The sequence below is a fragment of the Marinomonas spartinae genome (assembly GCF_016461715.1).
Lineage (GTDB): Bacteria > Pseudomonadota > Gammaproteobacteria > Pseudomonadales > Marinomonadaceae > Marinomonas > Marinomonas spartinae_A.
In genome coordinates this window covers 104,480-120,968 of sequence record NZ_JAEMUI010000010.1, presented here as the reverse complement: position 1 = coordinate 120,968, position 16,489 = coordinate 104,480, and the positions used below count along the sequence as shown (strand labels likewise).

Here is a 16,489-nt window from a genome sequence, read left to right as displayed (position 1 = left end):
ATAGCGGTGAAATCATTGCTCTTTCTCTTCCAAAGCAAATTATCTTTGGAAGAGATTATTACAAAAACTGCAACAATGCCGCTAGTGTCATTTTTAGTCATCCGCTATAGCGCTTCATCTCGAAGCCTATTTATCAAATTTCAGAAAGGCTCGTAATATGATTGATGTATTACATCTTCTTGGCTTTGGAGACGGAGGCTGGGGGAAATCTCTATTGGCTGCCACCTTAGTCACGCTTCTTCTTTCCTTTTCTAGCTTCTCAGTTGGCATCCTATTTGGTGGTGTCATTGCAACATTTCGTGTTGGGAAGTATCGAATTTTAAATCTCTTTGGTCGCAGCTACTGCACTTTATTCCGAGGTATTCCAGATCTTCTCACCATCTACTTGCTTTATTACGGCGGCAGTATGTTACTGACATCAACAGGTAAATTATTAGGTTGGGATGGCTTTATCGGTTTACCGACCTTTGCCACAGGCATGTTGGCGTTAGCCATTATCTCAGGAGCTTATCTAGCGGAAATTTTTCGTGGCGCTTACTTAGCCCTAGATAAAGGCCAATTGGAAGCCGCGCAAGCCCTAGGCTTGCCAAAGTGGCCAACACTGCGATTTGTCATAATGCCGCAGATAATGCGCTTAGCCTTACCCGGGGTTTCCAATGTTTGGCAATTAATTCTCAAAGACTCAGCGTTAATTTCAGTGATTGGCTTAGTCGAGCTAATGCGACAAGCGCAGATTGGCGCTGGCTCAACCCGAGAGCCGTTTATCTTTTATACCGCAGCGGCTTGCCTCTATCTGGTAATAACCGTCCTGACGGGGTTCTTTTTTAAATACGTAGAAAATCGAACCTCTTCTTATTGAATAGGACAATCATATGGATTTTTCATTTTATCTCATCATTATTCCCAAGCTCTTGTCCGGACTGCCAATGACCTTGCAGCTAACAGCAATTTCAGTCAGTTTAGGTTTTATTTTGGCACTAACTTTGGCGCTGCTCCTACAAACTAAACAACGTCTAGTGACTCTGCCAATCCGCACCTTTGTCGCTATTTTTCGTGGAACGCCGTTATTACTGCAAATTTTCCTTATCTATTATGGCTTAGGTCAGTTTCGTAAAGATCTGCAGTTTGTTGGCTTATGGGGTTTTTTCCGTGAGCCTTATTGGTGTGCCATTCTGGCATTAAGCCTAAACACGGCCGCCTATGGTAGTGAAATTCTTCGCGGAGCAATTAAATCTGTTCCGAAAGGATTAGTCGAAGCGGCGCGCGCCTCGGGCTTATCTTATTACTTAACCATGCGTCTTGTCGTTCTTCCTATAGCCTTACGACAGGCGATTCCTAGCTACGGCAACGAAATTATTCTGATGGTAAAAGGCACATCCCTCGCATCCGTAGTCACCTTGATGGAAGTCACTGGTATTGCCCATGGCTTAATTTCTGAAACCTATCGAGCAATTGAGGTTTTCGTCTGTGCAGGTGCTATTTATCTAACCATCAATTTTTTAATCATTCGCGGACTCGCCGCTTTGGAGCATCGATTATCGCCACCTTATTTACGAAAACGAACTTAACCAGATCATCAATCACCGTTATCACAATGATTCTTTAACATGATGAAAGACACTTATTATGAGAAATTTTGAGAGCCCAACTCGTTCAACGATTGTTACCACTCAAGCTATGGCTGCAACCTCTCACCCCACAGCCACGCTCATTGCTATACAAATATTAAACGCTGGAGGAAATGCTATTGACGCAGCGATCGCCGCTTGCGCAGCACAATGCGTTGTCGAGCCTTGTTCAACTGGAATAGGAGGCGACTGTTTCGCTTTACTCTCTTTAAGAGGCAGTGACAATATTCTGGCCTATAACGGCTCGGGTAAAACACCTGCTGGTTTGGATTTTAAAGAATTTCAACAAGGCCCTGACAGTAAAGTAGAACGCCAGTCCCATTGGGCCATTACCATTCCTGGTGCAATTGACGCTTGGACTCAGTTACATAAAGACCATGGTAAGTTGCCTTTTAAAGACTTACTTGCTCCTGCCATCAAACTGGCTGAAAACGGTTATGCCATTGCACCTAGAGTCCACAATGACTGGGCATTAGAAGAACCCTTGCTCTCTAGAAACGACACGGCAAAACGAATCTTTCTTCCCAAAGGGCATGCACCAAAAGTAGGGGAAATACACAAGCAACCAGAGTTAGGCGCAACCTTAAGACAAATTGCAGAGCAGGGCAGAGAAGGCTTTTACAACGGCCCAGTTGCAGAGGACATGGTGGAATACTTACAAAGCATCGGCGGATCTCATACTCTAGAGGACTTTGCCAACGCTCGAGGAGAGTACGTTACGCCAATAAAAACTCGCTTTTTAGATCACGATGTTTTCGAATGCCCGCCCAATGGACAAGGCATCATTGCCTTGATGATTTTAAATATTTTAGCGCGATTTAAAGATACAGAAGATGCATTATCTGCAAATAGGCTACACCGAGAAATTGAAGCCACAAGGCTCGCTTATGCGGCTCGCGACGCATTATTGGCCGATCCTAACGTTGCCAAAGTGCCCACAGATTACCTTTTGTCAGACGAGTTAGCCGACGAGCTTGCCGCTAAGATCAATCTTGAGCATGCTATTCAAGACTTACCTGAGTTTGCCAGCCCAGTTCATAGGGATACAGTCTATATTTCTATTGTTGATAAAGACCGCAACTGTGTGAGCTTTATTAACTCGGTATTTGACAGTTTTGGTACTGGGTTTGTCGCGCCGAAATCTGGTGTCTTATTTCATAATCGTGGTGAAAGCTTTTCTGTTGACCCAACACATCCAAATTGCCTTGCCCCCAATAAGCGACCACTGCACACCATAATTCCCGGCATGTTAGTCAAAGATGGCAAAGCCGTCATGCCTTTTGGTGTCATGGGGGGATATTACCAAGCCATGGGGCATGCACACTTATTGTCTAAGATATTGGACTGTAAAATGGACATACAAGAAGCGATCAACTTACCAAGAGTCATGCCTGTTTCTGGCTCAACAGATGTCGAAGCCGAACACACTTTACCCGCAGAGGTTACTCATGAACTGGAGCGAAGAGGCTTTCATATAGTACCAGCAGAAACACCTATCGGTGGTGCTCAGGCCATCTTTATTGACTGGGAGAAAGGCACCTTACTCGGTGGTTCCGAACCGCGTAAGGATGGTTGCGCTCTCGGCCTTTAAGGTCATCAAATTCAATAAAACGTATATTTGAACAATATAAGAAATAGGAAATCAAAATGGATCAACTTATGGCGATATGGCCTATAGGTCTAGCTCTTATGGCTACTGGGGTGCTAGCGGGAATTTTAGCGGGCTTATTTGGTGTGGGCGGCGGAATTGTCATTGTGCCCGTATTGTATTTTTTATTACAACACTTTGGCGTCAGCCCCAACTCCGCCATGGCGATAGCAACCGCAACCAGTCTGGCAACCATTGTTCCAACGGCCATTTCGTCCATTCGATCGCATCATAAAAAAGGCAATGTTGATGTCGCATTATTAAAATTCTGGGGCGGATTCATACTAATAGCCTCCATTGTAGGAAGTTATGTTGCCACTCGAGTTTCTGGTGACTTCTTGACTTGGATGTTCAGTATCATCGCCATTTTTATCAGTCTAAACATGCTTTTTCGAGCTAAATCATCCGCACTGGTTCAATCCTTACCAGGGAGAATAGGGCAAATGATTATGGCCCTTATGGTGGGGGGATTGTCCGTCATGATTGGCATCGGTGGGGGAACCATAGGCGTTCCTTTACTAACCAGCTGCAATGTTTCAGCTCATAAAGCTGTCGGCACCGCCGCTGCCTTTGGTTTACTGATCGCCTTACCTGGTGTTATAACCTTGCTGGCAATAGGGCAAACACCCGCAGACGCACCGATAGGTACTTGGCGATTAGTTAACATCCCGGCCTTCGTATTCATCATTCCATTAACCATATTATTCGCTCCCGTAGGCGCGAAAATCGCCGCTAGGCTGAATCAACAATCTCTCAAACGCGCCTTCGCCGTGATGTTGTTTATCACTGGAACACGCATGTTAATTCAAGTTTCAGGAATACTTTAAGTGAAGATTTACCTAAATCGATTCCAATGACTTTAATAGTAAACACAATGGTTATCCTCTCCCCAAAGGCTATCCTAAGCATAGCTTTGGGAAGAGACAGACCATCTAATTAAGCCATTCAAAACAATAGAATGGCTTATTAATGATGTGTGATGTCAGCGACTTAAATAGTGATGCACTGCAAGGAGATCAGAATGTCTTTTATAACGTATCCATCACCCCACCATCGACACGAAGGCTAGCGCCCGTTGTGGCAGACGATAGATCAGAACACACATAAACAATCATATTCGCAACTTCTTCCACCGATGCCATGCGTTGAATAATCGAACTGGGGCGAGCTTGCATGACGAAATCAGCCGCCACTTCATCAATGGATTTACCACTTTCTTTTGCTGGACCCGATAACATGTTTTCGACCCCATCCGACATGGTTGGGCCAGGTAAAATAGAGTTTACCGTTACCCCCGTACCCGCTAGACGCTTCGCCAAACCACGGGCAAAGGACACATCGGCGGTTTTGGTAACGCCATAATGGATCATGTCATAAGGAATATTAAAGGCCGATTCAGAAGCCAGTATCACGATGCGCCCCCAGCCTTTTTTCATCATAGCAGGAGCAAACGCACGGGAAAGACGCACAGCGCTCATCACATTGACTTGCCAGTATTCGTCCCAAACCTCATCATCGGTTTCGAAAAAGTCTTTCATCCCAAAAATACCGGCATTATTGACCAGAATATCCACATCACCCGCAGCTTCGACCAGAGCTTGGCAGCCTTCACTAGAACCAAGATCCGCCGCAATACCTCGGGTATTTCCACCCAAGCGCTGCGCCGCTTGCTGGGTTTTCTCTTCGGATCGTCCATTAACGATCACCGTCGCGCCAGATTCAAGCAACAGCTTGGCCGTAGCAAAGCCAATGCCCTGTGTCGACCCCGTTACCAACGCCGTTTTACCTGTAAAATCAATCTTCATCATACTCTCCTTTGAATCTTTCCTTTGAACGGACCGGACTGAATGCTCAGCCCTAAAAGACTCGCGCAACACCAGAGTGGAAGCAAGACATGCTCACGTAAGTGCACAGAAGATTCATTTTAATAGAATATAATAACTAGATGAGTATTTTATCGGTCGTAATGTTTAAAGAAGAGCAGCATGAGGAGAAATGACATCAAGACAGAATTGCCTTGGAAATTTGATACCCCTGACACACCTGGCTTATATTTTGTTGCATTCAAATTAGGGCCAGCAGCAGGCGTTTATGACTTTCTTCTATGGAATGGGGATTCTTGGGAAACTGACCTGCAAGGTCAAGTCATCGCCCATGTTAGCGCGTACACATTGAAAGATGCACTCGATATTCAATGGCCTGAAACACTTAAACTTGAGTATAAACGGAAAAACCTTCCAGAGCCTGATGATGAGTTATGGAGTGAAGCATGACCGTTTCTAGAATAATACATCCATTACAAGACAACCAGAACTGAGAAAATTCATAAAAAAAGCCCCAATTTCACGTGAAACAGGGGCTTTGCTTTTACTAATGGATTAAACCTTAAACATCCAAGTTAGCAACGCTTAAGGCGTTGTCTTGGATAAAGTTACGACGTGGTTCTACTTCATCACCCATTAGGGTAGTGAACATTTGGTCAGCAGCGACGGCGTCGTCGATGGTAACACGCAACATACGACGGGCATCTGGGTCCATGGTGGTTTCCCAAAGCTGATCGGCGTTCATCTCACCCAATCCTTTATAGCGCTGTGTGGTTAAACCACGAGACGCTTCTTTCATCAGCCACGCCTTCATATCACTGATGGTGGATACTTTTTCGCGACGCTCACCCCGTTGAATGAAGGATTCTTCACCAAACAATTCCGCCACAGTTTCAGACATGGCGACAATACGTTTGTATTCTGGTGAGCTGAAGAAAGGCGCCTCAAAACGGTAACGGTTAGACACACCATGGGACATGATATCCACCACAGGCAAGAACAAGTTACGTTCAGTGTCCTTCTCAACGGAGAAGTCAAAACGGAAGCCAGTACGAGCATCCAATGGCATTTGGTTACGAATGGCTTCAACCCATTCCATCACTGTTTCTTCGTTGGTGAGATCCTCTTGAGTGAGAGCTTTACAGTACAGAAGCTTACCCATCACATCTTTTGGATACACACGAGCCAAGCGATCAATATCGGCTTCGATTTTAATGTAATCACGCACCAGTTTAGTCAGGTGTTCACCTTGAATCCCTGGCGCTTCTTCATTCACGTGCATGTGCGCGCCATCTAACGCCACTTCAATCAAGTATTGTTCCATGGCCGCTTCATCTTTGATGTATTGCTCTTGCTTACCACGTTTGATCTTAAACAAAGGTGGCTGGGCAATAAAGATATGACCACGTTCGATGATTTCAGGCATTTGACGGAAAAAGAAGGTCAACAGCAGGGTACGAATGTGCGAACCATCCACGTCGGCATCGGTCATGATAACGATGCTGTGGTAGCGTAATTTATCAGCGTTAAATTCGTCGCGCCCAATGCCGCAACCCAAGGCGGTAATCAGGGTGCCCACTTCGGCAGAGGACAACATTTTGTCAAAACGGGCTTTCTCAACGTTCAGAATTTTCCCTTTCAGCGGCAAAATCGCTTGGGTACGACGATCACGCCCTTGCTTGGCCGACCCCCCCGCAGAGTCACCCTCCACTAGGTAGATTTCAGAAAGCGCTGGGTCTTTCTCCTGACAGTCTGCCAATTTACCTGGCAAACCAGCAATGTCTAGGGCGCCTTTACGACGAGTCATATCACGAGCACGACGTGCCGCTTCACGGGCACGGGCGGCATCAATCATCTTGTTGACGATGATTTTTGCTTCGTTTGGCTTCTCTAACAAGTATTCAGAAAAGCGCTTACTCATTTCCTGTTCAACAGCGGTTTTTACTTCGGACGAAACAAGCTTGTCTTTGGTCTGAGAGGAGAACTTCGGATCAGGTACTTTTACCGATACAATGGCCGTTAAGCCTTCACGGCAGTCATCCCCCGTAGTGGCGACTTTTTGTTTCTTCGCCAGACCTTCAGATTCGATAAAGTTGTTCAAGGTACGCGTCAAGGCGCCACGGAAGCCCGCTAAGTGAGTACCACCATCACGTTGTGGGATGTTGTTGGTGTAACAGTAGATGTTTTCTTGGAAACCTTCGTTCCACTGTAGCGCCACTTCTACGGCGATGCCGTCTTCTAGGTCATCACGCTGGCAGATAAAGTGGAAGATATCGTTGATCGGTGTTTTATTGGTGTTCAAATGTTCAACAAAAGAGCGTAGTCCACCTTCGTAGTTGAAGAATTCTTCTTTACCAGAGCGCTCATCTTTCAATTTGATGGCCACACCAGAGTTTAAGAAGGACAATTCACGTAGGCGTTTTGCCAAGATGTCATAGTGGAACAGGATATTAGTAAAGGTGTCAGCAGAAGGCTTAAAGTGAACCGTCGTACCCTTGCCATCCGAGTCTCCAATGATCGCAAGAGGCGCTTGTGGTACACCATGTTTGTAATGTTGCTCGTAGACTTTGCCGTTTTTACGAATGGTTAACGTCAGCTCTTCGGATAGGGCGTTGACAACCGAAACCCCCACGCCGTGAAGACCACCAGACACTTTGTATGAGTTATCGTCAAACTTACCACCAGCATGGAGAACCGTCATGATGACTTCGGCAGCCGAGACACCTTCTTCTTCGTGCATATCAACCGGAATACCACGACCATTATCCGACACAGAAATCGATTCGTCGGGATGAATCAGTACTGTGATGGTGTCACAATGGCCCGCCAAGGCTTCATCGATGGAGTTATCAACCACTTCGAACACCATGTGGTGCAGACCCGTACCATCGTCCGTGTCACCGATGTACATACCGGGACGTTTACGAACGGCATCAAGCCCTTTGAGCACCTTGATACTGGACGAATCGTAATTATTTTCACTCATTTAACTCTCCTGAAAACCTTTGCTCGATAAGGACAATTCGCCGTTATTCATAGAAAAGTGACGAACGTCTGTGGTGTCGGCCCACGTAAAATCCGTGGTATCTGGTCCGACACTGGTAATAAAAATTTGACTGTTTAACGATTCCAACAAACGACACAATTTCTGTCGATGGTTGGCATCCAACTCTGCGGGTAAATCATCCACTAAAAACACCAGTGGCCGACCCATTTCGATCAGCAATTGCCCTTGAGCAATTTTCAACGCTGAAACAACCAGCTTTTGCTGGCCACGGGAGAGTGTATCGACAGCGTCTCCGCTGGCACTCTTCACTCGTAAATCCGCTCTTTGTGGGCCTGTGTGGGTATACCCCAACTCAATGTCGCGCTCACGCCCCGACTCCACAGCCATTTGCAGCGTCTTTTGTGAGTCCCAGCCTTGGTAGAACTGCAAACTCACGGCCAACTCGGCATTTAATACCGACAATACCTGCAAAAAGTATGGAGTTAAGCGCTCGACATAAGCTTTACGAGCCCCATTAACTTGCTCACCAAGACGGATTAATTCCTGATCGAAAGCCGCCAGTAAACTTGGTGAGATTTTACCACGTCTGAGCAAGGTATTCCGCTGTTTTAATGCTTTTTGCCAACCTCGCCACGCACGAATAAAACCGACATCAAAATGGAACACGCCCCAGTCAATAAATTGGCGTCGAACACTAGGAGATCCCTCTAATAATCGAAAAGCATCAGGGTTAATCAGCTGTACAGGAAGACGCTCAGCCAGTTCGATGACCGACTGCGCCCGTTCTCCTTGGATACGCACCTCGATTTGACCATCGCGATGGCGCTGTAAACCAATGGGCGTAGGGCGGCCATGCTCATTGTGAAGTTGCGCAAACACGAGGCAAGAATCTTGTTCATGCTGAATGTAGGTTTTGTGTTTGTGGCTACGGAAAGAGCGCCCAAACGAGAGTAGATGGATGGCTTCTAAGACAGAAGTTTTGCCGCTACCATTCTCACCGAGAATAATATTCACTTGAGAAGAGGGCTCAAAACGCACACTCGCGAGGTTACGAACATGAGAGATGTCCAAACGAACCAGCGGCATAGGACTAACCTAACGTTAAGAAAAGACAACCTGCTTGCCAAGGCAAGCAGGTTTCAGTGCGAGGAATCACGGGGTGAATTACAAACGCATAGGCATCACAACGTATTGTGCTGCATGGCTTTGGGCTTCCTCGATCAAAGCACTGCTGGTGTTGGAATCACTGAGTGACAAACGCACTTCTTGCGAATCTAACACGCCCAAAACGTCTAGCAAGTAACCCACATTGAAGCCGACTTCCAGTTTATCGCCCTGATATTGCACCAAAACGGACTCTTCCGCCTCTTCCTGCTCAGGGTTGTTTGCATACACTTGCAACATGCCATTCGATAAAATCAAACGCACACCACGGTATTTTTCATTCGACAAAATCGAGGCTCGCAAGAAGACTTGGCGCAATTCCGAACGATCAGCAATGACAATTTTTTCGTTCTTTTGTGGAATAACCCGATGATAATCTGGAAACTTGCCATCAACCAATTTCGAAGTGAAAACGTATTCCGCCACACGAGCGCGAATGTGGTTGGTACCAATTGTTAATTCAACCGTGTCATCGCTGTCGTTTAGCAAACGGTTCAATTCCAACACGCCTTTACGAGGTACAATCACTTGAGTGAGATCGCCACTGACTTGAGCGTCTTCCACCGCCGTTGCCAAACGGTGACCATCGGTTGAGACCGCACGAAGCTGACCATCTGCTACTTCAAACAACATGCCGTTTAAGTAATAACGTACATCTTGGTTGGCCATGGCAAACCCTGTGCGCTCAATCAAACGACGTACTTTGTTTTGCGCCACAGAAACGGTCAATTCACCTTGCATGTCTTTAATGTTCGGGAATTCATCGGCGGGTAAGGTGGACAAGCTAAAACGAGAACGGCCCGAACGAATGACGGCTTTTTGATCATCCAAAGTAAATTCAATCACCGCACTATCGGGCAAGCTCTTACAAATGTCCATTAGCTTACGAGCTGGTACGGTAATGCGACCTTCTTCGCATTCGTCCAAGGTCACATGACCAATCAATTCTACTTCCGAGTCAGAGCCAGTCAGCGTCAAGGTTTGATCTTTGACTTCGACCAACACATTGGCCAAAACAGGCATAGTCTGTTTGCGCTCTACAACGCCTGCCACCAGTTGGAGTGGCTTAAGAAGTGTCTCTCGGACAACTGAAAATTTCATTATTTTCCCCGTTAAATCAAAGTCTTAGACCATCAGGTCGTCAAAATTCGCATCAATTGTTTGTAGTCTTCACGGATATCCGAATCCGTGTCTTGAAGTTCTTTGATCTTACGAATCGCGTGCAGTGCTGTCGTATGATCGCGACCACCAAAGGCATCGCCAATTTCTGGCAGACTATGGTTTGTCAGTTCTTTCGCTAAAGACATGGCCACCTGACGAGGACGGGCCACAGACCGGCTGCGACGTTTTGACAACAAATCGCTGATTTTGATCTTGTAGTACTCAGCCACGATGCGTTGGATATTATCAATGTTCACCAACTTGTCTTGCAAGGCCAAAAGATCTTTTAATGACTCTCTTACGAAATCGGGTGTGATCGCTCGACCCGTAAAATGCGAGTTGGCAATGACACGTTTTAATGCGCCTTCTAATTCTCGCACATTAGAACGAATCTTCTGAGCAATAAAGAAAGCCGATTCGTAAGATAACTTCACGCCGCTTTCGTCCGCTTTACGCATCAAAATCGCCACGCGTGTTTCTAATTCCGGCGGCTCAATCGCCACCGTCAATCCCCAGCCAAAGCGTGACTTAAGACGATCTTCTAGCCCTTGAATCTCTTTTGGATAACGGTCACAGGTGAGAATCATCTGTTGACCTCCTTCCAATAAGGCATTGAAGGTGTGAAAAAACTCTTCTTGAGTACGATCTTTACCCGCAAAAAACTGAATATCGTCAATCAGTAATGCATCGACTGAGCGGTAATAGCGTTTAAAGTCGTTAATAGCGTTCAGCTGTAATGCCTTGACCATATCCGCCACAAACCGCTCTGAATGCAGATACACAACCTTCGCATTCGGATTGTGGTGCATTAGCTTGGTTCCCACCGCTTGCATTAAGTGGGTTTTACCCAAACCAACGCCACCGTATATAAAGAGGGGGTTGTACGCACCGCCAGGGTTTTCAGCGACTTGTAACGCGGCCGCATGAGCCAATTGGTTAGATTTCCCTTCAACGAAGTTGTCAAAGGTAAAAGAGTTATTCAGATTCGCCCCATGATTGATACCGCCTTCCACTTCCACTTTACGATTAGGAGGAGTAAGGGGTAACTGACCTTGCTCGTACGGCTCTAAATCGCTTTCGCGTAAGCCTGTATCCGATAAGGTTAGTGGCGCTTCAAATTCCAAATCCGCATGTTGGCTCTGTTCACCATCCATCAAACCAAAACCTGGACGATAGCCAGACTCATTCGCCACATCATTATTTAATGGACTGGATACAGGTTCAACGGGAGTAGGAGGGGGCGGTGGTGCTTGATTCACCTGAGCGAAGTTCTGTTCTTTTACCGCAAAGCGTAAGGTGGCCGCAGGATCACTCCCAGCAAACTCAGATAAGAGTTCTTTAATACGCGTTTGATATTTGTTACTCACCCAATCCAACACAAAGCGATTCGGCGCGCGAAGGCATAATTCCCCATTGGGCGTTATTTCTGCCTGCAATGGACGAATCCAAGTATTGAACTGCGATGTGGAAAACTCCTCCTGCAAGCGCTGCAGACAAAGATTCCAATGCTCCAAAGACACTTTAGGCGTACTCCCTGATTGAGTGACAGATAAGAAGCGGATTTTACCTTTCTCACAGCAAGTTATCCACATATAAATAGAAAAAAATCCAAAACGCTTCAAGATACGTCATGATTGTTGATAACAGTCAAGGTTATGCACACCTGTAGGTAAACGACTCTTGATGTGCATAAAACAACTACTTATACACATATTAACCGCACCTTGTCTGAAAGGTTTTGCACAACCTTAAATGTTAGTAACTATTTGATAGTTATACACATAATTAGATTTACTTTAGCTTATGTGCATAACTTTTTAAGGATAAAATATTTTTATCCACTAAAGATGTACAAGCTTGTGAGTAAAAGGTTAATCAAATGTGTGGTTAATTTTTTAACAATAGATGGTGGGTAATCATTGAATTCATTGGCGAAAGGCTCTAAAATCCGCGCCCTGATTTCGTATCAATTGTCGAGGCTTGGCGAATGCTAACCCTCAAAACTCAAACACTGCATTCAGTGAGAGAATTAACATGAAAAGAACTTTTCAACCTAGCGTTCTAAAACGCAAACGCAACCATGGCTTCCGTGCTCGTATGGCAACTAAAGGCGGACGTCAAGTGATCGCTCGTCGTCGTGCTCGCGGTCGTAAGGCTCTAAGCGCATAAGCACGCTGATGACCGAATATTGTTTTCCTCGGCATGTCAGATTACTGAATGCCGAGGATTATCAATCTGTCTTTAACGACACCTCCTCCAAAGTCTTCGCAGGCGAATTCCTTTTATTGGCACGTAAACGAGAAGATGATCAAGCTCGCTTGGGTCTGATTGTGGCCAAGAAAACGGACAAACGTGCGGTAGGCCGGAATCGTATCAAACGTTTGGTACGCGATTCCTTTCGCCATAACCAAACCTTATTAGCTGGTATGGATATCATCTTTTTATCTCGTCAGGGAATCAAAGAGTTAGATAACCCAACGCTGCATAAACGCTTAGCTAAAGCTTGGGATCAATTGGCGAAGAAGTCGAAAAAAACGACCTCAAACCAAAAACGCACGCACTCAACACAGAAATAAGCTGAAAAAACCGTCAAAGGCTGGTTTAATAGCGCGTGTTTTTTAAAAGGGTTCTGCGAACCCATTGTCCAACCAAACAAATTAGTTGAATACCATGGATTTCAGACGTTACTTTTTATGGGGTGCGCTTTTTATCACTGGCTATCTACTGTTTTTACAGTGGAACCAAGATTATGGTCCTCAGTCCAAGCAAAGCGCAGCTCAAACAACTCAGCAAACTGCTGAAACAATCAAGCAATCAGAGTCAGAAACTGATTTACCAAACGCTCATCACAATGCGAATGCGGACAGTAGCAAGATACCAGACAATGTAACGAAAGTTGCACCCGGTAAGCTCATCCACGTTACAACGGATACGCTAAGTGTCGATATTAACCCTGTTGGTGGTGATATAGTCGGTGCCGCTCTGCTGAAATACACAAAAGTACTGGGCAAACCCGCCCCTTTTGTAATTCTTGAAGACACGCCCGAACATGTCTACGTCACACAAAGTGGGTTGATCGGACCGGATGGACCGGATGCCTCACCGAAAGGACGTCCTGTTTACACAACAGAAAAAACGTCTTATACCCTTGAAAAAGGCCAAGACGCTTTAAATGTGAACCTTTATTACACAGGTGCGAACGGGGTGAAATACACCAAAACCTTCCGTTTCACCAAAGGTAATTATCGCATTAAAGAGATGATGACCATTGATAACACCACGGACAAAGTATGGCGTGGTAATCTATTTGGCCAAATCAAACGTGATAATTCACCGGATCCAAGTCAATCCACTAATATGGGCTTACATCCATACTTAGGCGGTGCCATTTCTGATAACGATACCAAATACAGCAAAGTCTCTTTCGAAAAAATGAAAGAAGATCCTGTCAAAGTCACGGCGGATAAAGGCTGGGTAGCGCTGTTACAACACTACTTTGTGACCGCATGGGTGCCTGAACAGGGTCAGAATTTCACACTGCAAGCACGTACCAATGGTGACTTTAACCTAATCGGCTTTGTTGGCCCACAGGTCGTCGTCGAGCCAGGTAAAAAAGACACCTTAAGCTCCACCTTCTATGTTGGTCCAAAACTCGAGAAACATCTTGAAGCAACCGCGCCAAACCTTGATCTTACGGTTGATTACGGCTGGTTATGGTTCTTGGCGAAACCGATCTTTAGCTTGTTGTCCTTTATCCATTCCGTTGTGGGCAACTGGGGCTTCTCGATCATTCTTATCGTATGCTGTGTAAAATTGGTGTTCTTCAAACTGTCAGCAGCAAGTTATCGCTCTATGGCGAAAATGCGCAAGTTTGCACCGGAAATCGCCAAACTAAAAGAGCAGTATGGAGACGATCGTCAGAAGATGTCGCAAGCCATGATGGCGCTGTACAAAAAAGAGAAGATCAACCCGCTGGGTGGTTGTTTGCCAATCTTAGTGCAAATGCCCGTTTTCTTGTCTTTGTACTGGGTATTGATGGAATCGGTACAGCTACGTCATGCTCCGTTTATCTTCTGGATTCATGACTTATCTGTCATGGACCCATACTTTATCCTGCCAATTTTGATGGGTCTAAGTATGTTCGGTCAGCAAATGTTGAACCCAACTCCGCCAGACCCAATGCAAGCGAAGATCATGAAGCTAATGCCAATTGCCTTTACCTTCTTCTTCTTGTGGTTCCCAGCGGGTCTTGTCCTTTACTGGGTAACCAACAACAGCTTGTCGATCTTGCAGCAGTACATTATTACCAAGCGAATCGAACGAGAGGGTTAATCGACCCATTCGAAAAGCAATTGCACAAAAATGAGACAAAAAAGGCTTCCCTCGGGAGGCCTTTTTTACGTTTAGATTGCCATCACTCTACGGCTAATGGACAATGGCATTATTCTTGTCTTTTCTATTTTCCGACGTAAACCGTACCGAGTTTTATTATGACCGACTTTCAATACGCCATTGACCAAGACACCATCGTAGCGCAAGCGACCGCACCAGGCCGTGGCGGCGTTGGCATCATTCGTTTATCAGGCCCCAAAAGCCTAACCATTGCGAAACAGATCGTCGGATTTGACCCAAAACCTCGCTACGCCCATTACGTCCCCTTTAAAGATGCGCAGAACGAGCAACTTGACGAAGGCATCGCCTTATACTTTCCAGGACCAAACTCCTTCACAGGTGAAGACGTTTTCGAATTACAAGGCCATGGCGGCCCTGTCATCATGGACATGTTATTAACTCACTGTGTCGCCTTGGGCGCTCGTCTTGCCCGCCCTGGTGAGTTCTCCGAACGTGCCTTTATGAACGACAAGATGGACTTAACCCAAGCCGAAGCCATTGCCGACCTGATCGACAGCTCCTCTAAACAAGCCGCTAAATGCGCGCTGCGTTCATTACAAGGAGCATTCTCAAAACGCGTAGACGAACTGGTGGAATCCTTGATTCATCTGCGTATTTACGTGGAAGCCGCCATCGATTTTCCCGAAGAAGAAATCGACTTTATCGGTGACGGCAAAGTCGCCAGTGAACTGGCTGAGATTCAAGCTAAACTCAAAGCTGTGCTACAAGAAGCTAATCAAGGGGCTTTAATTCGTGAAGGCATGAGCGTGGTGATCGCAGGCCGTCCTAATGCAGGCAAATCCAGCTTACTTAACGCTTTGTCAGGCAAAGAATCTGCCATTGTAACCAGCATCGAAGGCACCACACGGGACGTACTACGGGAGCATATTCATCTTGATGGCATGCCACTGCACATCATCGACACCGCCGGTCTTCGTGACAGCCCAGACGAAGTCGAGCGCATTGGTATTCAACGTGCTTGGGATGAAATCGCCAAAGCCGATCGCATCCTCATGATGGTCGATAGCCAATCCATCGATAGCAAAGACCCTAACGAAATCTGGCCCGAATTCATGGAAAAGCTTGGCGATACGAAACACCTGACTTTAGTACGTAATAAAGTCGACTTAACTCAAGAAGGAACAGGAATGGAAATCGTCTCAGACGTCCCTGTGATCTCTCTATCCGCGAAAACAGGTGAGGGCGTCAATGACCTAACAAACCACTTAAAAGCCGTTATGGGCTTCGACAGCACCAATGAAGGCGGTTTTATCGCCCGTCGTCGTCACATCGAAGCGCTTAACAAAGCTAACCGCTTCCTAGACGCTGGCAACGAACAACTTAACGGTTATGGAGCAGGGGAATTGCTAGCAGAAGACCTCAAAGAAGCCCAACAAGCCCTTAGCGAAATCACTGGTGCCTTCACCAGCGACGATCTTTTAGGGCGTATTTTTGGGTCTTTCTGTATTGGGAAGTAGAATTGGTTATCCCCATTAGTGGCAGAAACATCCTCTAATTCAACGGGCTACAGCGAATAGACTTCAATAAAATTAATATAGTGAGACCTTTGCACGATGTCAAAAGCGACGCCAAAACGCGGCAAAAACAGACGAGAAAGCGGAGTTTATAGCTATAAATGAGCATTTTGAGCCTGTTTTTAACAAAG

14 protein-coding genes are annotated in these 16,489 nt (G+C 45.9%); 9 read left to right on the top strand and 5 right to left on the bottom strand.

The window, feature by feature from the left end; translation table 11 throughout:
- Positions 1-157 precede the first annotated feature (157 nt).
- Genes JHD45_RS11080 through JHD45_RS11065 form a run of 4 tightly spaced genes read left to right on the top strand, consistent with a single transcriptional unit; the run spans position 158 to position 4,103 of the window.
- Positions 158-859: an ABC transporter permease gene (locus JHD45_RS11080; RefSeq protein ID WP_199476582.1), complete on the top strand. Its 702-nt coding sequence runs from the start codon at positions 158-160 to the stop codon at positions 857-859.
- Between the two features lie 13 nt (positions 860-872).
- Positions 873-1,568 (top strand): ABC transporter permease, encoded by a 696-nt coding sequence (locus JHD45_RS11075; RefSeq protein ID WP_199476581.1) that lies wholly within the window; start codon positions 873-875, stop codon positions 1,566-1,568.
- 58 nt (positions 1,569-1,626) lie between these two features.
- Positions 1,627-3,219: a gamma-glutamyltransferase gene (gene ggt / locus JHD45_RS11070; RefSeq protein WP_199476580.1), complete on the top strand. Its 1,593-nt coding sequence runs from the start codon at positions 1,627-1,629 to the stop codon at positions 3,217-3,219.
- Between the two features lie 56 nt (positions 3,220-3,275).
- Complete coding sequence (locus tag JHD45_RS11065; RefSeq protein WP_199476579.1) at positions 3,276-4,103, top strand: sulfite exporter TauE/SafE family protein; 828 nt, start codon at positions 3,276-3,278, stop codon at positions 4,101-4,103.
- A 201-nt stretch (positions 4,104-4,304) separates the two neighbouring features.
- Here JHD45_RS11065 and JHD45_RS11060 read toward each other — a convergent pair whose 3' ends face one another.
- Positions 4,305-5,084: an SDR family oxidoreductase gene (locus tag JHD45_RS11060; RefSeq protein ID WP_325097287.1), complete on the bottom strand. Its 780-nt coding sequence runs from the start codon at positions 5,082-5,084 to the stop codon at positions 4,305-4,307.
- 177 nt (positions 5,085-5,261) lie between these two features.
- Here JHD45_RS11060 and JHD45_RS11055 point away from each other — a divergent pair, with 177 nt between their 5' ends.
- Complete coding sequence (locus JHD45_RS11055; protein ID WP_199476578.1) at positions 5,262-5,549, top strand: hypothetical protein; 288 nt, start codon at positions 5,262-5,264, stop codon at positions 5,547-5,549.
- A gap of 112 nt (positions 5,550-5,661) precedes the next feature.
- Here the strand turns inward: JHD45_RS11055 and gyrB are convergent, their stop codons facing one another.
- From gyrB to dnaA, 4 genes are all read right to left on the bottom strand, one after another.
- A complete protein-coding gene (gyrB, locus tag JHD45_RS11050) occupies positions 5,662-8,085 on the bottom strand; it encodes a DNA topoisomerase (ATP-hydrolyzing) subunit B (RefSeq protein WP_199476577.1) in 2,424 nt (807 codons plus the stop codon).
- Positions 8,086-9,192, bottom strand: a complete 1,107-nt coding sequence (gene recF, locus JHD45_RS11045; RefSeq protein ID WP_199476576.1) for a DNA replication/repair protein RecF — start codon at positions 9,190-9,192, stop codon at positions 8,086-8,088.
- A gap of 78 nt (positions 9,193-9,270) precedes the next feature.
- Complete coding sequence (gene dnaN / locus JHD45_RS11040; protein ID WP_067011793.1) at positions 9,271-10,371, bottom strand: DNA polymerase III subunit beta; 1,101 nt, start codon at positions 10,369-10,371, stop codon at positions 9,271-9,273.
- Positions 10,372-10,403: 32 nt separating this feature from the next.
- Positions 10,404-11,951, bottom strand: coding sequence for a chromosomal replication initiator protein DnaA (dnaA, locus tag JHD45_RS11035; RefSeq protein WP_199476575.1), 1,548 nt, complete (start codon positions 11,949-11,951; stop codon positions 10,404-10,406).
- A gap of 514 nt (positions 11,952-12,465) precedes the next feature.
- On the opposite strand from dnaA, the gene rpmH reads away from it, so the two are divergent.
- The 4 genes from rpmH (at position 12,466) to mnmE (ending at position 16,301) form a co-directional block, all read left to right on the top strand.
- Complete coding sequence (gene rpmH, locus JHD45_RS11030; RefSeq protein WP_013663328.1) at positions 12,466-12,600, top strand: 50S ribosomal protein L34; 135 nt, start codon at positions 12,466-12,468, stop codon at positions 12,598-12,600.
- An 8-nt stretch (positions 12,601-12,608) separates the two neighbouring features.
- Positions 12,609-13,007, top strand: a complete 399-nt coding sequence (gene rnpA / locus JHD45_RS11025; RefSeq protein ID WP_199476574.1) for a ribonuclease P protein component — start codon at positions 12,609-12,611, stop codon at positions 13,005-13,007.
- 94 nt (positions 13,008-13,101) lie between these two features.
- Entirely contained in the window at positions 13,102-14,763 is a 1,662-nt protein-coding gene (yidC, locus tag JHD45_RS11020; protein ID WP_199476573.1) for a membrane protein insertase YidC, read from the top strand.
- A 158-nt stretch (positions 14,764-14,921) separates the two neighbouring features.
- Complete coding sequence (gene mnmE / locus JHD45_RS11015) at positions 14,922-16,301, top strand: tRNA uridine-5-carboxymethylaminomethyl(34) synthesis GTPase MnmE (RefSeq protein ID WP_199476572.1); 1,380 nt, start codon at positions 14,922-14,924, stop codon at positions 16,299-16,301.
- Positions 16,302-16,489: the final 188 nt, after the last annotated feature.